Source organism: Paenibacillus sp. FSL R5-0490, from assembly GCF_001956215.1.
GTDB lineage: Bacteria > Bacillota > Bacilli > Bacillales > Cytobacillaceae > Cytobacillus.
Genome location: NZ_MRTQ01000009.1, coordinates 131,769 through 151,805 on the forward strand (window position 1 = coordinate 131,769; position 20,037 = coordinate 151,805).

The following is a 20,037-nucleotide window of genomic DNA, read 5'->3' on the forward strand; positions in this document are numbered from 1 at the left end:
AAGAACAGCGTCCGAGCGGCGCTGTTTTTTCTTTCAAAAAATGAAAACCCCTGCATCAGCAGAGGTTTTCAAATTTATTAACACTGTTCAACATCAAGGTCGGTTACAGGCCACCAGAAGAAGCCGTCTTTTTCAAGCAGCCGGTCTGCTTCTTTTGGACCCATGGAACCGGATTCGTAATTAGGGAAGCCTTCTGCCCTCGTGTTTTCCCAAACGTCGGAAATTTTGTCGACAAAGCTCCAGGAAAGGGCCACTTCATCCCAGTGTGTAAAGTTTGTTGCATCACCGCGCATGCAATCATATAAAAGCCTTTCATAAGCTTCAGGTGTATTCATGTCATCGATGCCTTTGTTGGCAAAGTTTAATTTTACCGGTGTGGCTTCAATGTTTTGGCCTGATTTTTGGGCATTCAAATAAAGGGTAATGCCTTCTTCAGGCTGAATATGGATCACCAGCAGGTTCGGATTTAGCGTTTGCTCAGTCTGATAATACAAGTTCATCGGAATATCCTTGAACTGGATAACAATTTTCGTTGATTTAGCAGCCATCCTTTTTCCTGTGCGGATATAGATAGGCACACCTGCCCAGCGGAAATTATCAATCATCAGCTTGCCTGCTACATACGTTTCGGTGTTTGATTGTTCATCCACCATCGGCTCTTGATTGTAAGCTGGTACTTCCTGTCCATTTAAATGGCCTTTTCCGTACTGGCCGCGGACAAAGTAATCTCTTACCTGATCGCCTTCAATTGGACGCATGGCTCTTAAAACTTTTACTTTTTCAGATCTGATTTCATCTGTTGTCAAGCGGATTGGCGGTTCCATTGCCAATAAGGCAACCATTTGCAGCATATGGTTTTGAACCATGTCGCGAAGAGCGCCGCTTTTTTCATAGTAGCGGCCGCGTTCTTCTACCCCCAGTACTTCGCTTGATGTAACCTGGATATTTGAAATGTAGCGATTGTTCCATAAAGGTTCGAAAATCGCGTTGGCAAAACGAATCACTTCAATGTTTTGCACCATCTCTTTCCCCAGGTAGTGGTCAATCCGGTAAATTTCATTTTCTGAAAAGGCTTTCCGGATTTGCTTATTAAGCTGCTTCGCTGATTCAAGATCATGCCCAAATGGTTTTTCAATGACAAGACGCTTAAACCCATCTACATCTGTCAGGCCATCTGCTTTTAAATGCTCTGCAATGGTTCCGAAAAACTCAGGTGCCATGGCAAGGTAAAAAATGCGGTTGCCTTCAAGGGAATAGTGAGTATCCAATTCTTCGGCCATGCTCTTTAATTCCAAATAGGAACTGGAATCCGTCACGTCATGCGAATGATAGTAAAAGTGAGAAATAAAATCTTCAAGTTCTCCGTTATCTTTTATAGCGGACTCAACAGAAGCTTTAACACTTGCCTGAAACTCATCATTTGATAGCGGTCTTCTGGCAACTCCTACTACGGCAAAGCGATCAGACAGCCTGCCCTTTTTGTATAAGCGGTAAAGTGAGGGAAACAATTTTCTTTTTGCCAAATCCCCTGTTGCTCCAAATATCATTATTAATCCGGCCGGTTTTTCGTTTGTTTTCACGATTCTAGAACCTCTTTTCGACAAAATTTCTGTATGTAAGGCGGGACTGACTTTTGTCCGTCCTCAGCTTGAGAAGAAGCTGTTATATTGCATTGCAAAAAAACGTCTGTACAAGTATAAAATTGTATCTGTTTACAGCTATTTTCGCAAATATTAAGTTTGTCCTTTATACCATAGTTTCTATCTAACGGTCAGGATCTATCCTTTCAAATAACACAAAAAACAATTGTTAAATGAATGAATTCAGAGGCTGCTATGGTATATTGTTTATATTCATACTGGCAAGACAAAACAGGCTTAATCCCTAAATTGCTGGAAGGAGGTATTTTACATATGGACATATTTTTTCTGGGAACGGGAGCAGGAATTCCCGCTAAGCTGAGGAATGTATCCTCGATGGCTTTAAAGCTCCTGGATGAAAGAGGGAGCATATGGCTTTTTGACTGCGGCGAAGCGACCCAGCATCAAATTTTACATACAAGCATTAAACCGAGAAGAATTGAGAAAATCTTTATCACACATCTTCATGGTGACCATATTTATGGTCTGCCCGGCCTGCTTTCAAGCCGCTCTTTTCAGGGCGGTGATACAGAGGTAACCTTATATGGGCCAAAAGGTTTGAAAAAATTCATTGAAGTCTCGCTATCTGTCAGCGGCACATACCTTAAGTATCCTTTAAAGGTAGCTGAAATCACTGAGGGTATTGTGCTTGATGAAGAAGATTTTAAGGTGGAAACCCGCATGCTCGAGCACGGAATATCCTCATACGGCTACCGGATTACAGAAAAGGACCGTCCGGGAACATTGCTTGCGGACAAACTTGCTGAAGCGGGAATCAAACCGGGTCCGATATATAAGAAAATAAAGAATGGTGAAAACATTGAGCTTGAGGATGGAAGTATGATCGAAGCAGAAAATTTCCTGGGGCCGGCTCAAAAGGGAAGAATCGTCACGGTGCTGGGTGATACCAGATTCTGCGATGCGGCAATAGATTTAGCAGCCGGTGCTGACCTTTTAATACATGAGGCAACCTTCTCCAGGGGAGAAGAGAAGCTTGCATACGATTATTTTCATTCGACAACCCTGCAGGCTGCTCAAGTTGCGCTCGAGGCGAATGCAAGGAAACTTTGCCTGAATCATATCAGTTCACGATATGAACGCCAGGATTGGGAGCAGCTTGTGAAAGAATCACAGACCATATTTCCCAATACGGTCATTGCTGAGGACTTTAAAGAAATTCATATCCCGCTTGATAAAGGAGAGGCGAATTAATTGAAGACTTTCTATATCGTACGTCATGCAAAGGCGGAGGGCCAGCCTTTCTCTGCTGAATTGACAGAAAATGGAAGGGGGCAGGCGTTAAAATTAGTTGATTTCTTTAAAGGCAAAGAAATTAATCGCATATACTCCAGCCCTTTTGTGCGGGCGCTGGAAACAATCCGGCCTCTTGCACAATCCAGAAATCTGGATATCATTGAGGAAAGCCGTTTGGGTGAAAGGGTGCTGAGCTCTATTCTTTTTGATGATTGGCAGGACAAACTTAAGCAAAGCTTTTCCGATTTTGAACTCATTTTTGAAGGGGGAGAATCTCATTCATCAGGAATGAAACGGGCATCTTCCCTGCTGGATGAATTAATCGCGTCTAATGAGAATCACATCGTTCTGGTCAGCCATGGCAATTTATCGACGCTGCTGCTTCGTTATTTCGATGAAAATGCAGGCTTTGAGCATCTGATGAAGATGAGCAACCCGGATGTTTTCGAAATTAAAGTAAATGGTGAAGATACCGTATGGAAGCGGATTTGGAATGAAAAGTAATGCCTGGGAAAATTGAATTTTTCAAATTTGGCATTGACGGTTTTCTGCATGCATACTATAATCACACTTATACTTTAAAACATTATAGTAAAAAGCTATGAAGAGACTCTAGTAAGTTTTATCTCCCTGTTTATAGAGAGCCGGTGGATGGTGGAAACTGGCACAAAGATAAAATGAATTTCATCTTGGAGCTTATCTTTCCTGCATATAGCAGAAAAGACGGTAAAATCCGTTATATTTTTGAGTGGAAAGTCACATGCTTTCAAAAAGGGTGGTACCGCGTGAACCTGAATTCACGTCCCTTTTGAAGAATGTGGCTTTTTTGTTTTTAAAAAAATTTGGAGGTACAGGCATGCAGCAAAATGAGCAATGGTCATCGAAGATAGGATTTATTTTAGCATCGGCCGGTTCGGCAATCGGACTTGGAGCTATCTGGAAGCTTCCGTATGTGACAGGAACAAGCGGAGGCGGGGCATTTATTTTATTATTTCTGTTATTTTCCCTTTTAATTGGTTTTCCGCTATTACTGGCCGAGTTTGTGATTGGCCGCAGTACAGGGAAGGAGGCAATCTCGGCATACAAGGATATTGCTCCGGGAACTAAATGGCACTGGATAGGCTACCTTGGCGTATTCACGTGTTTTCTGCTTTTATCCTTTTATAGTGTAATAGGCGGGTGGATTCTGAAGTACATTGTATACGGGGTTACCGGGTCTATGAATGGTGCAGGCAATTATGAGGAGCTATTTGGCGCAGCCGTTTCAGACTCTGTATCTGTTGTAGCGGCACAGGGGATCTTTTTATTCATAACTGTTTTAGTGGTTGCAAAAGGCATCCAGAAGGGGATCGAGCAGGTCAGCAAAATTATGATGCCGGCTTTGTTTCTTTTATTTATTATTTTGATTGCACGATCCCTGACATTGGATAATGCGATGGAAGGCGTTTCGTTCTTTTTAAAGCCTGATTTTTCAAACCTAACCTCTGAAACCGTACTATATGCGATGGGCCAATCGTTTTTCTCTCTAAGTGTCGGGGTATCGGTTATGGTAACGTACAGCTCTTATCTATCTAAAAAAGAAAATCTGATGCAGCCTGCATTTTCTGTTGTCGGAATGAACTTATTTATATCAGTTCTGGCTGGACTGGCTATTTTCCCTGCTGTGTTCTCATTGGGCTTTGAGCCTGCTGCAGGTCCTGGCTTATTGTTCATTGTCCTGCCATCTGTTTTCGATCAGATTATGTTTGGGAGGGTGTTCCTGCTCCTATTCCTTGCACTGTTTCTATTTGCAACCTTAACTTCCGCTTTTTCAATGCTTGAAATTGTGGTGGCTGCCCTGACGAATAAGAATGGAAGTGGCAGAACCCGTGCAGCCTGGCTGACAGGGCTGGCAATCTTTATCGTCGGGGTCCCGTCTGCATTATCTTTCAGCATCTTATCCGATATTTCAATTTACGGCAAAATCATCTTTGATGCTGCTGATTTCCTTGTCAGCAACATCTTGATGCCGGTTGGAGCTTTGCTGATCTCCATATTTGTGTCATACAAAATGAAGAAAGACCTGCTGAGAAGTGAATTGATTCAAGGTTCAAAATCGCTGAATGGAATCTTTTCTGCGTGGTATTTCCTTCTGCGCTATGTGGTTCCTCTGGTTATTATCATTGTATTCCTTGATTCACTGCAGATTATATAATAAAAACGAGGGATGGCATCTGTTAGATGCCATCCCTCGTTTTATGTTACAGCCATCCCCGTTCATATTGCTCAGGAGGTTCGATTGCTGCGCCAAGTTCTTTTGCTGCTGTCCGCGGCCAATAAGGGTCTCTCAGCAATTCTCTGGCAATAAAGATTAAATCAGCCCGCTCGTTTTGGAGGATTTCTTCAGCCTGCAGGGCGGATGTAATAAGCCCGACTGCGCCAGTCTGGATATTCGCACCTTCTTTAATGGTCTCAGAGAATTTGACCTGGTAGCCCGGGTAAGTATGTATTCTGGCCGGCACTACTGCTCCGGAGCTTACGTCAATTAGATCCACTCCCTGCTCCTTCATCCATTTTCCCATTTCTGCATAATCCCTTGCGGTCAACCCTTCATCATGATAATCATGGGCTGATACTCTGACAAATAAAGGTCCATCCCAAACGGCTTTAACAGCTTCAATGACTTCACCGAGGAAGCGATACCGGTTTTCAGCCGATCCCCCATACTCATCATTCCGTTTATTGCTTAGGGGTGAGAGAAACTCATTTATCAGATATCCGTGTGCCGCATGGATTTCAATTACTTCAAAGCCGGCTTTTTTCGCTCTTTCAGCGCCTTTTTTGAATGCCTGGACAGTTTCTGATACTTCTTCTTTTGTCATTTCTTTTGGTGTTTTCATTTTTTCATTAAAAGCAATAGCTGATGGAGCGAGAATTTCTCCTTCAACAGTTGCTTTTCTGCCGGCATGCGCCAGCTGTATCCCGGGTGAAGCACCGTGTTCTTTCATTAGCCCGGTTAATTCCTTCAGGCCTGCGATGTGATCATCATTCCATATTCCCAGATCCTGAGGAGAAATCCGGCCCTGTGGAGTCACAGCGGTTGCCTCCAGGATAATTAATCCCACCTGCCCGACAGCCCGGCTCGTATAATGAGTCCGGTGCCAGTTTTCAACCATTCCGTCTTCATTATGGCTTGAGTACATGCACATCGGTGCCATAACAATTCTGTTTTTAAAGGTGACTCCTTTAATTGTAAAAGGTGAAAAAAGCTTTGTTTCCATAGTTTTTGCCTCCTTATTTCGCTATCCTAAATATTAAGTATATCAGGCAGTTCCATAAATGAAAAAGAACATGCATTCAGGAAGGTGTGTGCTTTCAGCGTTTATTCCTCAGTTCGCTTAACTTATATAATGTACCTCTCCAGACTATGCCACCCCGTACAAAGGTTAGGATGCTGGCGCGGATTATGGAATAAATAAACAGGAGAGCTGTAATTGGAAATACAGTAAACAGGAGCGGAGAAAATTTGGACATTCTTTTTGTAATGATTGTATAAACAGCTGCTAAAAAAAGAATGTTTGCAAGGCTCAGACTGAAAATCATTTTGTCTGTTGAAAAAACGGAGAAAAAGGGAAGCACCTGAGAAAGGAATGTGCCGGCAATTGCAAATAGCACCATGCTAATACGGTAATGAAGGCCAGCAAAAGTATTCTTTTCCAATCCTTTGAAGGCTTCTATTAAACTTTCATACCATTCAACTTCAATCAGGTCCATCGCCGTTGCAAATTTCTGTCTGAGACCGTTTTGTTTGATTTTCATTCCAAGCATTAAATCATCATCAGGCCGCATTTTTATTGCCTTGTGTGTTCCGATTGCTTCATAGGAATGCCTGGACACCATGTTAAATGCCCCAATGCCAACCCCGCTCTTAGAACGCGGATTGTTTGCCAGCCAGGGGCGTTTATAATAGGAGAAGCCAAAAAGAAAAAAAGCAATGAACGTGTTGAGCCAGAAACTCCTGCCTGTCAAACTTGGTGCCGCCGTTAAATGATCAAGTTCATTCTTGCTGAAATAATGAACCGCCTTGCTGAAGGCATCCTTTTTAAATAACACATCGGCATCTGTAAACAGAATTAATTCCCCTGATGATTCCCTATATCCTTTATAAAGAGCGTGGTTTTTTCCCAGCCATCTGCTTGGGAGGGAATCAATATGAATACACTTAACCCTTGAATCCTTTTTCTGAATATGATCCATGATGCTTCCTGTGCTGTCGGCTGAACGGTCATTGACCAATATCCATTCAATGCGTTTATAGCTTTGCCGCAGCTGGGTTTCTAAGCTCTCCGCAAGCTTGGCTTCCTCATTCCTTGCAGCGGTAATAACAGAAAGAAGGGGGCCTTCAGTCATCGTATCGGTATCTTCAAGGCGATCCAGGCTTTTTAGTCCCAGAAGTGAATCAATTAGTACTGCAATCCATACCAGGAGGCTTGCGCTTAATAGAATAATGAGCATTTGCAGGTTTCTCATCCTTTTCTCATAGTTTGCAATAAGACGGCGTTTTATAGGGGATGCTGCCAGCTAAATTTTGACGGTGCTGCTGAAGCTTTGGCCAAGCCGCCTCGATTGGGCTGTCGCTTCCTTGATGCATTCAATGAAAGCTTCCTGCACTCCGTTCGCTTCAAGCACTTTTACACCTGCTTCAGTGGTGCCGCCAGGGCTTGTTACTTCCTTCCTAAGCTGCTCGGGGTCCTTGGCTGATCGGGCCAGCATTTCGGCTGCCCCGATGAGTGTCTGGATGATGAATTCTTTCGCCATACCCTTTTCGAGCCCGATTTCTTCCGCGCTTTTTTCCATAGCTTCCGCAAGATAGTAAATATATGCCGGTCCGCTGCCTGACAGGCCTGTTACAGCATCCAGCTGTTTTTCCTCAACAAATGCTGATTTTCCCACTGTATCAAAAATGCCTCTTACTGCTTTCATCTGTTCTTTGGTCACTCTTTCATTAGCCGATAAGGCGCTTGCTGATTTTCCGACTGCTGCTGATGTATTTGGCATTGCTCTTACGACTGGCAGCTTTTTTTCTGCCAAAAGTTCAATGCTTTCGATCGAAACTCCGGCGAGTACGGAAATGATCAGCATGTCTTCCTGTAAATAAGGCTTTATGAGATTGATGGCTTCCTGAGCATCTTTTGGCTTCATCGCTAAAATAACAGCGTCAGCCCCGCTTAACAGTTCACTAAGATTATAAGTGGCCTGAACGCCATAGGCTTTTTGCAGGGATTGCAGCTTTTCCCTGCTGCATCTGTTTGTCACCCAAATATTGCTGCCGGTAATGAGCCGGCTTTCGACGATTCCTGATATTAACGCTTCTGCCATTGATCCTGCTCCTACAATAGCTAATTTTTTCATTTGCTGTTATTCCTCCTTATTGTTGCTCTATTTACCGGCTGTTAAAAATAAAAAAGCCTTTCCATCCAGTAAAGGACGAAAAGACTTTGCTTCCGCGGTACCACCTTCATTGCCTTTTCTTTCTTCGTGCAGCATGCCTGCCGCAGCCGCTGTGTTTTTGAAAAGGCATCTCGATCCCGATAACGCCGGGGGTGCGTTTAGGTTTTCCTAACAGCTCATAAGGCAGGTTCAATGGTCAAGTGGACGGTGAAGCCTTTCAGCCGCTCGAGCTTCACTCTCTTTCGCCGTTTTCCATTTACTAATCTTATTCATCGCCATGTTTCTGCTGTAGAGTACAGCTTTGATTTATGAAAATCAAATTTTAATTGTGATTATGCAAGAAGACACACTTAGTTGTCAAGAAGTATTTTTTGAAAAATTATCAATATTACATAAAAATTATGTGAAAATAATGACAATTACTAAAAAGAACGGTACACTTATTTTTATATATGTAAATTTCTAAATTATGTTATTGAATTCCGTTAATATATGCGTATGGCAAATGCTGATTTTTTAAGGGGATAACTGAACAGTTTACTTAAAGGAAGCATGCCTGAGGAAGTATATAGAAAAACAGCTTTATTTTATTTAAATATAGTGATTTTAGGGGGATTGTAAAATGGCAAAATGGAAGGATGGTATTGCAAAGCTTGTTATCCCGACACCTTTTCCTGTCGGCGACGTTAATGTATATGCAGTAAAAGGGGAAAAGCTGACTCTTGTCGATGCAGGGCCTAAAACGGATGAAGCATGGGAAGCTTTAAAATCCCAGCTTAAAGAGCTGAATTTAACTCCCGGTGATTTTGAACAGGTTGTTCTCACACATCATCATCCCGATCATGCCGGACTGCTTGACTTTTTCCCGGACAATCTTGATGTGTTCGGGCACCCGTTTAACCAAAGGTGGCTGTCCCGTACTGACGAATTTCTAAAATTTCATGATGAGTTTTACATAAAACTGTTTAACGAATTTGGAATTCCTGAAAGGTATGCTTCCTTTATTAACAAAATGAAAAAGACTTTGCGCTATTCCTGCAATCGTACCCTGACAGGAGAACTGAAGGAAGGCAGCCAGCCTGAAGGGCTTAACGGTTGGACGGTAACGGAGACCCCCGGGCATGCACAGAGCCATATAGGTTTGTTCAGGGAGAAAGATGGTGTATTCCTTGGAGGAGACCATTTGCTTGCACACATTTCACCTAACCCTATCCTGGAGCCGCCGCTTCCCGGCAATGCGGAAAGGCCGAAGCCGCAGCTTCAGTATAACGAGTCTCTGAAAAAACTGCGGCAGCTGCCGATATCCCTTTTTTATTCCGGACATGGGGAGGATATTACAAATGTGAATGGGTTAATAAGCGAAAGGCTTGGCCGCCAGCATGAGCGGGCAATGAAAGTAAAGGCATGGCTTGAGTCCGAATCGCTCACTGTTTTTGAGGTGTGCCGCCGCCTTTTTCCGAAGGTTTATGAGAAGGAGCTTTCCCTGACCATTTCTGAAACAATCGCACAGCTTGACTATTTGCATTCAATAGGAGAGATTTATATAAATAAAGAGGATGAAGCATTCTTGTATTCCGCATCAAAAGAGGTGGTTTGATTGTCAGACAGATTAAAAAATAAAAATGTGATTATCACCGGTGCATCAGGCGGAATCGGGGCGCAAATGGCCGTCCTTTGTGCCGAAAGGGGAGCAAATCTTGTCCTTCTTGCCCGCAGCCTTGACAAATTGCAGGAGCTGCAGGCAGACTTGCGGAAGCGCTTTTCAGTCGATGTATATGTGTATAAGCTTGATGTTTCAGACACTGACGAAGTTTCGGCTGTTTTTTCAGAGATCATTGCCCGGTTTGGTCACATAGATGTGCTTGTGAATAACGCCGGCTTCGGTGTTTTCCGCGAGGCGCATGAAGCAAAAGTTGAAGAAATAAAGGGAATGTTTGATGTAAACGTTGTTGGCTTAATGGCCTGCACGAGCATGGTGCTCCCAGTGATGAGGAAACAGAGGAGCGGCCATATTATTAATATCGCTTCACAGGCCGGCAAAATGGCCACACCGAAATCGAGTGTCTATTCCGCAACCAAGCATGCGGTTCTTGGCTATACAAACAGCCTTCGGATGGAGCTTGCTGACAGCAGTGTATTTGTGACTGCAGTTAACCCTGGACCGATTGAAACCAATTTCTTTACGATTGCAGATGAAAAGGGCACATACGTGAAAAATGTCAGCAAATTTATGCTTAAGCCTGAATACGTGGCCCGCAAGGTAGTCAATGCCATGCTGCGGCCTGTCAGGGAAATCAACCTTCCGCGGTGGATGAATGCAGGGAGCATTATCTATGCCCTTTTTCCAGGACTGTTCGAAAAAATTGGAAAACGCGCATTCAATCAAAAATAAGAAGCTCAGAAGCTGCAGCCAAGTGCCTGCAGCTTCTTTTGTTTTTGGCTGATGAGGCGTCTATCCCGGGGAGAAAGAACCGCTTTTAAGAAAAACCGCGTAAAATTTCCATTGAAACCGAACGCATATTCGCTTAATATAATGGGTATACATATACAGAACGAATGTTCTTGTAATATATATTTTTGGGAGTTTAGAGGGGCTATGCAGCATAGAAGCTGATAAGCAGCGCCTTACGCTTTTTTTTGAAGGAGGATGTCGAAGTCATGGTTGATTACAGCTCAATGCCGAACAATCAAATTTTGTGTGTTGATATGAAGAGCTTTTATGCAAGCTGTTCTGCTGTCATGCTTGGTCTGGATCCTCTTGACTGCTATCTTGTAATTGCCGGGAATGTGGAACGGAAGGGGAGCGTTGTTCTGGCGGCCTCTCCGCGAATGAAAAAAGAGTTTGGAATAAAGACAGGGTCCCGTCTTTTTGAGGTCCCCCAAGATCCGCGCATTCGAGTTGAGGAGCCGAAAATGGCGACTTATTTAAGAATCTCCACTGAAATCACCAGAGTGTTTAACCGATATGTCCCCAAGGAAGCCATCCATACGTACAGTGTCGATGAAAGCTTTATAAAAGTAGACGGCGCAGTGCATCTCTGGGGTGATGCCCAGACGATTGCCTGGAAAATAAAAGATGATATTGAACGGGAATTTCAGCTTCCCTGTGCCATAGGAATAGGGCCTAATTTGCTAATGTCAAAGCTCTGCCTGGACCTTGAGGCGAAAAAAAAGGGAGTTGCACAATGGACGTATGGAGATGTAAAAACAAAGCTGTGGAATATATCCCCGTTACGGGAAATGTGGGGCATCGGCCGCCGTGTTGAAAAGACATTGAATGGAATGGGGATTTTTACAGTCGGCCAGCTTGCCCGCTATGATCTGGCTAAACTCGAGAAGAAGTTTGGGATTATGGGCAACCAGCTCTATCACCATGCATGGGGGATTGATTTGTCGGAAATAGGCGCGCCGATTATGGCAGGGCAGATCAGCTTCGGCAAAAGCCAGATTTTACTGAGGGATTACAAAGAGGAAAAGGAAATTAAGCATGTGGTCCTTGAGATGTGTGAAGAAGTGGCAAGAAGGGCCCGCAGCCATCGCAAAGCCGGCAGAACCATCAGCTTTGGCCTTGGCTACAGCCAGGATGAATTCGGAGGGGGGTTTTATCGCTCCAGGACAGTCGATCAGCCAACCAATATTACGATGGATCTTTATCGGGTCTGCCTCGAGCTTTTTGACGAGAATTATGAGGGGAAAACAGTACGGCAGATTTCCATTTCCCTCGGCAATATTATGGATGACTGCGAAATGCAGCTGAGTCTGTTCGACTTGGATGGCTGGAAAAAAAGGGAGCTCGGCTATACTGTCGACCGGATCCGCTCCAAGTTTGGAAGAGGAGCTCTGCTGAGAGCCGTCTCTTATACAGGCGCAGGAACCGCCAAACACCGTGCGACATTGGTTGGCGGCCATAAAATGTAAAAGGAGGGTCAGCTTATGATTCGCGATCGGGGCAGAATTAAATGGACTTCCATGATGCTGCCGGAACATGTAAAGCTCTTAAGAGACTGGGCAAAGGAAGACACATACGAGCAAAAGCGGGAATTGGATGAGCAGAAGATGGAATATATGAATGAAATTCTTTCGGAAGCAATGGAATTTCAAAAAAACGTTACACTTACACATTACAGGGGCAGAAATTATGAACTGGTTATCGGGAGCATTCATTATTGGGATGACCTTGGCCAAAAGCTTCATGTTGTTGACCGGTTTGGGGAAATTCACCGTATTTCCATTAACGATATAGCGGATGCGCGGTTCACGGAAGAGTAGGGCTGGCTGGACTGTACTGGATGAATTTAAGCGGGGTAGTTTTAAGGCGGGTGAAGCACCTTAACAGCAGGGAGGTGTATGAAGATGCCCAGCGGAAAAGAACTTGAACAGCTGCCAATGGCCAACGCCGCACCAGGGGCCGGGGAAGACAGTACGGACAGGGACCGGGAACGGCTTCAAGGGATAGTACAGGATGAAAGAGCGACACCCGCAAAAACAAAAAATGAAAAATGAAAAAAACGGGGATGGCTATCCCCGTTTCCACCATTATTGCTTTTCATCAGGAGCTTTCTCTGCACGGACACAGGACTGGAAAGTTCCTTTATGAGTGCCATCACAAAATGGGATATTCAAGGATCTTCCGCAACGGCAAAGGGAGAAGGTTTTTTTTGTTTCGAATTTATTGCCATCCATATCAATTAACTCTACATCACCTGTTACACGCAGCGATCCATTATCCATTACTTTAATCTGCACCTTGGACATATCCAATCATCCTTTCTAAAAAACATTATTTTGGTGGCTGAATAGCAGATGTCTCTTTCAGAAGCATGTTATCCCTATCTGTGTTAAAATCAGCATATGCAAAGGGGAGGTAGTTTTACAACATGGAAATTACACTAACTGAATTAGCGGCAGAAAAATTATCGGGACGGATTGCCGGCAAAGATGGATTCATAAAACTAAAGTATGATATAGATGGCTGCGGCTGTGTTGTAAGCGGAGTGGCTGCACTCTGGCTTGTTGATGAGCTTGATGAAGATGACAGAGAAATCAAAACAAACACCGGCAGCATATATGTGGAAAAATCCAAGGAAGTATTTTTGGATGAAAATTTAACGATAGACTTTTCAGAGAAGGCAAACTGCTATCAGTTAAAAAGCCCGAATCAGTATTTAAACCCGAGAATGAGCTTTATTGATAAAACAAAATAATAATGAATTAGCTGACGGCCGCTGTGGGAAGGCGGTCTTTTTAATAGGCTGCATAGGTAAAAATACCCTTCCAAAATTCTGGAAAATAAGGTTTTAATATATTAGTAAAAGGTTAGATAACAAGATGTTTGTCATTATGGGTGAAGAGAGTGCTGATTGGGGGAGATTCGAATGAAGTGGAAGTTATTTTTTCTGGCGGCAGCTTTCCTGATTTTGTCGGGGTGCAGCACAGCAACAATGGGCCAGGCGATTGATGATGGAATTCCATTTAATGTAAAAGAAATCTTACATAAAGAAAAAGTAAAAGGTGGAGTCATACTGCTGTATTTAACGCAGCAGAATGATGGACAAAATGAGATCGAGGCCATGGCAGCTGCCTATTTGAAAGGCAGTGACAAAAAGGGCTGGAAAAATGAGGGCCATAACCATTGGGAGCATTATGAGAATGAACATATGACCGTTTATTCAGATACTTTCTATGATTACGATAAGGAAGGTAATCTGGAAAACAGATTACCAATAATTTTTGGTGAAATTCAAAGCGGAGATATTAAAAAAGTAGAAGTGGCCGGCAAGGAAGAAAAATTTGAAGAAGCGGCTATAATAAAAAAAGAAAACAAACGCTATTATTTTAAAATGGGAGACTATCATACTGCCAGAGGGCTGTCGGCAGACGGCAAGGAAATCATAAAGAAAAAGAAAAATTAGAGCTATATAAAGCAGCTGGCTTGCATTGAGCCAGCTGCTTCTATTATTGCGAAAAAGTATCTTTGCTGCTGACATACTGCTCCAAAAACTCGTCAATGACTTTTTCATAATCCTCTCTGTTTTCGTTGAAGGATTGGGCATGGATCCCATTGGCAGCAAGGTAAAGTTTTTTAGGACCTTTTTTCTTTTCATACAAAGCTTCGGACATGGTCGGCAAAATAAAATCATCTTTTTCGCTGTGGATAAACAGGATGGGCTTCTTTATATTTTCTATAACGGAAATAGGCGAAACGTCCGCAATGGAGTATTTCTCCCGCATCCGCAGGAATAGATCAGCAACAGGCAAAAAGACTTTCGCGGGCAGCTTCATCTCGGTTTTTAAACGGTAAGCCAGCTGCTCCTTAAAATCAGAAAAAGGGCAATCAGCAATGTAAAAGTCGGCACCGTCTTCAAGCATTCCCGCATAAAGGAGCATGGTTGCAGCTCCCATGCTTTCACCATGAATGCCGATCTGGATACCAGGCCCTTTTTCAGCTTTAAGCCAATCAACAATTGCTTTTAAGTCAAACTTTTCATAATGCCCGTAACTTGTCGTCTTTCCCCCGGATTCTCCGTGGCGGCGATGATCATAGATTACAGCGTTAAACCCCCGTTCCAGAAAGAGGTTCATATATTTAATCGAGTTCATTTTATTTTCCGTAACCCCGTGAGAAATAATGATATAGCGGCTGTTTTTATGGGGTTCAGCAGCCACGGCTTTTAAGTTATAGCCGAATGGGGAGGGAATAAGAACTTCTCTTTTCGGGAGGCTTTCATACTTGATAAGATCAAGTCTGCCGGACTCCTTCTCCCTTTCTAAAATAAAGTCATCTTCCTTCTTTTTCATAAACATAAGCCTATTTGTAAAATAGACGCCGAGTGATGAAAGAAAGAGAACGATGGAAAATAAATAACGCAAAAACCTTCTCAAACCCATCCCTCCATCTTTTTTCTTTATCGCAGTCTAACGGGCAGTAAGACCCCCAATTCGAGACTCAGAGGAATCAAAGGAGGATAAGTGGGGGTCAAAACTGCCCAATCCAGCTGCGGCTCCTAGGGCAAGTCGCCCGCTTTATAATGTAAAGGCCCGAAATAAGGACAAAGACTAAGAACGCCACGTCCTCCCAAAAGCTGCTGCTTTCGGTCGTGCGATGTATCGCTGCCGTAGCTTTCCTTGTCCTGTGGGCCTCAACTAACAATCAGTGGGGGACAAAAGAAAAACCCCACTGATTGAAGTTTTACTTTATTTTACCATTATGGCTAAAATTAAAACAGAGATGTTAGCCGGGACATGTTTGAATTTCATGAAGGACTCCCGGCACAAACAAAAAGCCGCTTTCCGGCGGCTTATTGCTGTGCATTTTGTCTTTTAGTGGGATGAACCGCCTTTTCTAATTCCTCGGCAGCAATCGTCTGGCTGACTGTATCGGAATTCGGCTTTCCCTTCTGGCTATATCCTTTATCACGTTTTTGGCTCATCGGATAATCCCCCTTTTAATGGCTGCAGCTGAACCTGAATTCGCCAGCTGCTTTCATCTCATAAGATGCGATAAAAAAGGGGGCTTATTCATAGTACTATTGAACTGTTTGAGCATTCAGTCTGAAATAGGTGCTTTCAATCGGCCTGGAAAGATGTGGCTGAACAATTTTTACAGCTTCCATTAATTGATCCAGGTTAACATTGGTTTCAATTCCCATGCGCTCTAGCATATAAACAACATCTTCTGTTGCAGCATTGCCTGCAGCGCCAGGGGCAAATGGGCATCCGCCAAGTCCGCCGGCGGATGTGTCAAACCGGTCGACACCTGCCTTTAGAGCTGCAAAAATATTTGTGAGGGCCATTTTTCTTGTGTCGTGGAAGTGTGCAGTGATAAGGGTATTTGGAAACTCTGCTTTCAAACGGGAAAATAGCCCATATGATTCATGGGGAGCAGCCATGCCGATCGTATCTGCCACGCTTAATTCATCAGCTCCTGCCTCTGTAAATTGACGGCATAGCCCAACTGTATCTTCAGGATTGATGGCTCCTTCGTACGGACAATAAAATGCTGTAGAGATGCATGCGCGGACAAAGTAGCCTTTCTCCTTCAGTTCTCCGATAATCGGTTTTAGTTCATCCATGCTTTCCTGAGTGGTTTTATTGATGTTCTTTTTATTGAATGTATTGCTGACACCGACGAAAACGGCTACAGCCCGGCAATCAGTCATATATACTCTGTCAATGCCTTTGCGGTTCGGGGCAAGCACGATATCCCTTGTATCCGCACCAAGGCAATCTGCCGTAATTTCAGCTGCATCCCCCATTTGCGGAACCCATTTAGGAGACACAAAAGAAGTAAGCTCCAATTCTGTTAATCCTGCATTTTTTAAACTTCTAATAAAGTCTTTCTTAACCTCAGTCGGTACAAACGACTTTTCATTTTGCAGTCCATCCCGCGGGCCCACTTCAATAATTGTTACTTTATCTGGAAATGCAAGCGTCATGTTTTCCTCTCCCGTTTCATAATTTAATTTTTAGTAAGCGTTTTCTCGACGTCCTTAAATTTATTGTATTAGGAAAGTATTTTCGATTGCAAGAATAATAGAAATTTTGACAAAATAAAAGGAATTTTGATATCCCTCAACGAATATAAGCAAAGAGATGTTTTGAAAGGATGAGAGAGATGGCACAAACAGAAGTCGTAATAGTCAGCGCTGTCCGGACAGCAATCGGCAGTTTCAATGGAAGTCTTAAAGATGTATCAGCACCAGAGCTTGGGGCGATTGCGATTAAAGGCGCTCTTGAAAAAGCAGGTGTAACACCGGATCAAATAGATGAAGTAATCCTGGGAAATGTCCTGCAGGCAGGCCTGGGACAAAACACAGCAAGGCAGGCAGCTCTTAAAGCGGGTCTTCCTGAAAGCGTTTCCGCGATGACGATTAATAAAGTTTGCGGTTCAGGGCTGAAGGCGGTCCATTTAGCAGCACAGGCCATTTTGGCCGGCGATGCCGAAGCAGTGATTGCAGGCGGCATGGAAAATATGAGCCAGGCGCCTTACATACTGAAAAATGCAAGAAATGGCTTTAAAATGGGAGACCAAAAACTTATAGATTCGATGATTTCAGACGGTCTCTGGTGTGCTTTTAATGATTACCATATGGGAGTTACGGCTGAAAATCTTTGCTCGAAATATGAGCTGAGCAGGGAAGAACAGGACAAATTTGCCGCAGACAGCCAGGAAAAGGCGGCCAAGGCAATTGAAGAAGGAAAATTCAAAGATGAGATCGTTCCGGTTAAAATTCCTCAGCGAAAAGGGGATCCGATCGTTTTTGATACAGACGAGTATCCGAAAAAAGGGACAACTGCTGAAAAGCTCGCAGGCCTGCGTCCGGCGTTTAAGAAAGATGGCAGCGTAACAGCCGGAAATGCGTCCGGGATTAATGACGGGGCGGCTGTATTGCTGGTTATGAGCAGAAAGAAAGCAGATGAACTGGGGCTTAAACCATTAGTGACGATTAAAGGAAATGCAAGTGCTGGTGTGGATCCAAGCATCATGGGCATTGGCCCTGTTGCTGCTGTGAAAAAAGCGCTTGAAAAGGCATCTGTTTCCATGGATGAATTGGAGCTGATTGAAGCAAACGAGGCATTTGCAGCCCAGTCGCTTGCAGTTGACAGGGAGCTTATGTTTAACAAGGAGATCCTGAATGTTAATGGCGGGGCCATTGCACTCGGACATCCGATCGGCGCAAGCGGAGCACGAATCCTTGTAACTCTTATACATGAGATGCAAAAAAGACAGGCAAAGAAAGGCCTTGCAACTCTTTGCATTGGCGGAGGTCAAGGGGTAGCTACAGTAGTGGAGCTTGCATAGCCGTATTTGATAAAAGTTAGTAAAAATAAGTACTTTTTAATGAAAGGAGCGATTGAAGTGAAGAAAATTTGTACTTCCTTCAGTGAAGCGGTTCAGGAAATTCACGATGGTGCTGTCCTTATGGTTGGCGGTTTCGGTCTGTGCGGAATTCCGGAAAACCTTATTCTGGCTTTAGTTGAAAAAGGGGTTAAGGATCTGACAGTCATCTCGAATAACTGCGGTGTTGACGATTGGGGACTTGGACTGCTTTTAAAAAATAAACAGATTAAGAAAATGGTTGGTTCGTATGTTGGGGAAAACAAAGAGTTTGAAAGACAGGTTCTCTCAGGGGAAATTGAAGTAGAGCTGCTTCCTCAAGGAACATTGGCAGAGAAAATACGTGCAGGCGGAGCAGGCATTCCTGCTTTTTACACACCAGCTGGAGTAGGGACCCCAATTGCAGAGGGGAAAGAGACGAAGATGTTCGACGGCAAGGAATATCTCCTTGAAGAAGCTCTGAAAGCAGACTTCAGCCTTGTGAGGGCATGGAAGGGCGATAAGATGGGCAATCTTGTTTATCATAAAACGGCCCGAAACTTCAATCCGATGATTGCGGCAGCCGGCAAAGTGACAATTGCAGAAGTGGAGACGCTTTATGAGATTGGTGAACTGGATCCGAATTATATTCATACCCCGAGCATATATGTTCAATCACTGATTGAAGGGAAACAGGAGAAGCGCATTGAAAGACTGACGGTGAAGAAATAAATACCAGTGACGGAAGGAGAGGGTGTCATGAGTAACGATAAAGCGGCAGTACGCGAAAAAATTGCCAGACGGGCTGAAAAGGAAATTGAAAATGGCTTTTACGTGAATTTGGGAATCGGTATGCCAACATTGGTTGCCAATTATATTTCTGATAATAAGGAAGTGGTCCTGCAATCTGAAAATGGATTACTGGGAATTGGCCCGTATCCTGCAGAAAGTGAAGTTGATCCGGATCTGATTAACGCAGGAAAAGAAACAGTTACAGCGATCGCGGGATCATCTTATTTTGATAGTGCCGAATCTTTTGCAATGATCAGGGGCGGCCATGTGAATATTGCCATTCTCGGGGGCATGGAAGTCTCTGAAAAAGGAGATCTTGCCAACTGGATGATTCCCGGAAAAATGATCAAGGGAATGGGCGGTGCAATGGATCTGGTTCATGGCGCCAATAAAATCATTGTCATTATGGATCACACTAATAAAAATGGCGATTCAAAAATTCTTAAAGAATGCAGCCTGCCTTTAACAGGTAAAAACGTCGTTGACCGCATTATAACTGAGCGGGCAGTCATCGATGTCACCGAGTCCGGTTTGAAGCTTGTTGAAGTAGCTAAAGGCTTCACAATTGAGGATATTATCAATTCGACAGAACCCCAATTGCAGGTTGATGAAAACGTTGTAACAGAAGCATACTAATACATCTGAAAAGTACAGCTGCATGCTGTGCTTTTCATTATTTTCATCCTAATGAAAAGGGGAGAAAAAATGAGTTTTTCCTTTAAAGGAATTGACCATATCCAGCTGGCAGCTCCGAAAGGCTGCGAGGAGGAAGCCAGAAAATTTTACGGTGAACAGCTTGGCCTGAAGGAAATTCCCAAGCCTGAAAATCTTCAAAAGCGCGGAGGCTGCTGGTTTATTTGCGGAAATCAGGAAATTCATATTGGGGTGCAGGAGGGCTTCCTGCCTGCCAAAAAAGCCCACCCTGGATTTATTGTGGAAAACCTGGAAGCCTTGAGAAGCAGTCTTCAAGAGCAGAAAATAACAATAAAGGAAGAACCTCCGATAGAAGGAAGAGAGAGATTCTTTGTAGATGATCCATTCGGAAACAGAATTGAGTTTCTGGAGTTTTTATCATAAAAAGTGATTTAGCCTGCTCCTTCATGA

At 43.6% G+C, this 20,037-nt stretch carries 22 protein-coding genes and 1 other annotated feature; of the genes, 14 read left to right on the plus strand and 8 right to left on the minus strand.

From position 1 onward, the window contains the following. Positions 1 to 77: 77 nt before the first annotated feature. Positions 78 to 1,580 (minus strand): glucose-6-phosphate dehydrogenase, encoded by a 1,503-nt coding sequence (zwf, locus tag BK139_RS09620; protein WP_076258112.1) that lies wholly within the window; start codon positions 1,578 to 1,580, stop codon positions 78 to 80. A 333-nt stretch (positions 1,581 to 1,913) separates the two neighbouring features. Between zwf and rnz the strand changes: the two genes are divergently transcribed. From rnz to BK139_RS09635, 3 genes are all read left to right on the plus strand, one after another. Then, on the plus strand, positions 1,914 to 2,852 hold the full coding sequence (gene rnz / locus BK139_RS09625) for a ribonuclease Z (RefSeq protein WP_076258113.1): 939 nt from the start codon (positions 1,914 to 1,916) through the stop codon (positions 2,850 to 2,852). Continuing rightward, positions 2,853 to 3,398 carry a histidine phosphatase family protein gene (locus BK139_RS09630; protein ID WP_076258114.1) on the plus strand — a complete coding sequence of 182 codons (546 nt, stop codon included), beginning with the start codon at positions 2,853 to 2,855 and terminating at the stop codon, positions 3,396 to 3,398. It begins immediately after the preceding gene. Positions 3,399 to 3,486: 88 nt separating this feature from the next. Continuing rightward, positions 3,487 to 3,704: a binding site (T-box leader), on the plus strand. 46 nt (positions 3,705 to 3,750) lie between these two features. After that, positions 3,751 to 5,088, plus strand: coding sequence for a sodium-dependent transporter (locus tag BK139_RS09635; protein ID WP_076258161.1), 1,338 nt, complete (start codon positions 3,751 to 3,753; stop codon positions 5,086 to 5,088). A gap of 46 nt (positions 5,089 to 5,134) precedes the next feature. On the opposite strand, the gene namA is transcribed toward BK139_RS09635, so the two are convergent. The 3 genes from namA to proC all read right to left on the minus strand — a co-directional run bounded on the left by namA (position 5,135) and on the right by proC (position 8,285). Continuing rightward, the gene (gene namA, locus BK139_RS09640; protein ID WP_076258115.1) at positions 5,135 to 6,154 is read right to left on the minus strand and encodes an NADPH dehydrogenase NamA; all 1,020 of its coding nucleotides are present in this window, start codon (positions 6,152 to 6,154) and stop codon (positions 5,135 to 5,137) included. Between the two features lie 94 nt (positions 6,155 to 6,248). Beyond that, a complete protein-coding gene (locus BK139_RS09645) occupies positions 6,249 to 7,403 on the minus strand; it encodes a glycosyltransferase family 2 protein (RefSeq protein ID WP_286148403.1) in 1,155 nt (384 codons plus the stop codon). A 51-nt stretch (positions 7,404 to 7,454) separates the two neighbouring features. Next, positions 7,455 to 8,285, minus strand: a complete 831-nt coding sequence (gene proC, locus BK139_RS09650; RefSeq protein ID WP_076258116.1) for a pyrroline-5-carboxylate reductase — start codon at positions 8,283 to 8,285, stop codon at positions 7,455 to 7,457. Between the two features lie 661 nt (positions 8,286 to 8,946). On the opposite strand from proC, the gene BK139_RS09655 reads away from it, so the two are divergent. The 5 genes from BK139_RS09655 to BK139_RS23935 all read left to right on the plus strand — a co-directional run bounded on the left by BK139_RS09655 (position 8,947) and on the right by BK139_RS23935 (position 12,827). Further along, positions 8,947 to 9,921, plus strand: coding sequence for an MBL fold metallo-hydrolase (locus tag BK139_RS09655; protein WP_076258117.1), 975 nt, complete (start codon positions 8,947 to 8,949; stop codon positions 9,919 to 9,921). Continuing rightward, positions 9,922 to 10,716 carry an SDR family NAD(P)-dependent oxidoreductase gene (locus tag BK139_RS09660; RefSeq protein ID WP_076258118.1) on the plus strand — a complete coding sequence of 265 codons (795 nt, stop codon included), beginning with the start codon at positions 9,922 to 9,924 and terminating at the stop codon, positions 10,714 to 10,716. A 266-nt stretch (positions 10,717 to 10,982) separates the two neighbouring features. Further along, entirely contained in the window at positions 10,983 to 12,242 is a 1,260-nt protein-coding gene (locus tag BK139_RS09665) for a Y-family DNA polymerase (RefSeq protein WP_076258119.1), read from the plus strand. Positions 12,243 to 12,257: 15 nt separating this feature from the next. Further along, on the plus strand, positions 12,258 to 12,593 hold the full coding sequence (locus BK139_RS09670) for a YolD-like family protein (protein ID WP_076258120.1): 336 nt from the start codon (positions 12,258 to 12,260) through the stop codon (positions 12,591 to 12,593). 78 nt (positions 12,594 to 12,671) lie between these two features. Further along, positions 12,672 to 12,827, plus strand: coding sequence for a hypothetical protein (locus tag BK139_RS23935; RefSeq protein WP_175609089.1), 156 nt, complete (start codon positions 12,672 to 12,674; stop codon positions 12,825 to 12,827). A 33-nt stretch (positions 12,828 to 12,860) separates the two neighbouring features. On the opposite strand, the gene BK139_RS09675 is transcribed toward BK139_RS23935, so the two are convergent. Beyond that, a complete protein-coding gene (locus BK139_RS09675; RefSeq protein ID WP_076258121.1) occupies positions 12,861 to 13,079 on the minus strand; it encodes a CDGSH iron-sulfur domain-containing protein in 219 nt (72 codons plus the stop codon). A gap of 122 nt (positions 13,080 to 13,201) precedes the next feature. On the opposite strand from BK139_RS09675, the gene BK139_RS09680 reads away from it, so the two are divergent. Beyond that, positions 13,202 to 13,528 carry an iron-sulfur cluster biosynthesis family protein gene (locus BK139_RS09680; protein ID WP_076258122.1) on the plus strand — a complete coding sequence of 109 codons (327 nt, stop codon included), beginning with the start codon at positions 13,202 to 13,204 and terminating at the stop codon, positions 13,526 to 13,528. Between the two features lie 171 nt (positions 13,529 to 13,699). After that, positions 13,700 to 14,236 carry a hypothetical protein gene (locus BK139_RS09685; protein ID WP_076258123.1) on the plus strand — a complete coding sequence of 179 codons (537 nt, stop codon included), beginning with the start codon at positions 13,700 to 13,702 and terminating at the stop codon, positions 14,234 to 14,236. Positions 14,237 to 14,279: 43 nt separating this feature from the next. Here BK139_RS09685 and BK139_RS09690 read toward each other — a convergent pair whose 3' ends face one another. The 3 genes from BK139_RS09690 to BK139_RS09695 form a co-directional block, all read right to left on the minus strand. Beyond that, positions 14,280 to 15,206, minus strand: a complete 927-nt coding sequence (locus BK139_RS09690; protein ID WP_076258124.1) for an alpha/beta hydrolase — start codon at positions 15,204 to 15,206, stop codon at positions 14,280 to 14,282. 416 nt (positions 15,207 to 15,622) lie between these two features. Further along, positions 15,623 to 15,754 carry a hypothetical protein gene (locus BK139_RS24325; protein ID WP_261391196.1) on the minus strand — a complete coding sequence of 44 codons (132 nt, stop codon included), beginning with the start codon at positions 15,752 to 15,754 and terminating at the stop codon, positions 15,623 to 15,625. Between the two features lie 96 nt (positions 15,755 to 15,850). Then, positions 15,851 to 16,759: a hydroxymethylglutaryl-CoA lyase gene (locus BK139_RS09695; protein ID WP_076258125.1), complete on the minus strand. Its 909-nt coding sequence runs from the start codon at positions 16,757 to 16,759 to the stop codon at positions 15,851 to 15,853. 179 nt (positions 16,760 to 16,938) lie between these two features. Here BK139_RS09695 and BK139_RS09700 point away from each other — a divergent pair, with 179 nt between their 5' ends. From BK139_RS09700 to BK139_RS09715, 4 genes are all read left to right on the plus strand, one after another. After that, complete coding sequence (locus BK139_RS09700; RefSeq protein ID WP_076258126.1) at positions 16,939 to 18,126, plus strand: acetyl-CoA C-acetyltransferase; 1,188 nt, start codon at positions 16,939 to 16,941, stop codon at positions 18,124 to 18,126. A 57-nt stretch (positions 18,127 to 18,183) separates the two neighbouring features. After that, on the plus strand, positions 18,184 to 18,873 hold the full coding sequence (locus BK139_RS09705) for a CoA transferase subunit A (RefSeq protein ID WP_076258127.1): 690 nt from the start codon (positions 18,184 to 18,186) through the stop codon (positions 18,871 to 18,873). Between the two features lie 27 nt (positions 18,874 to 18,900). Further along, a complete protein-coding gene (locus BK139_RS09710) occupies positions 18,901 to 19,569 on the plus strand; it encodes a 3-oxoacid CoA-transferase subunit B (RefSeq protein WP_076258128.1) in 669 nt (222 codons plus the stop codon). Between the two features lie 69 nt (positions 19,570 to 19,638). Beyond that, on the plus strand, positions 19,639 to 20,010 hold the full coding sequence (locus BK139_RS09715; RefSeq protein WP_076258129.1) for a VOC family protein: 372 nt from the start codon (positions 19,639 to 19,641) through the stop codon (positions 20,008 to 20,010). Positions 20,011 to 20,037 lie beyond the last annotated feature (27 nt).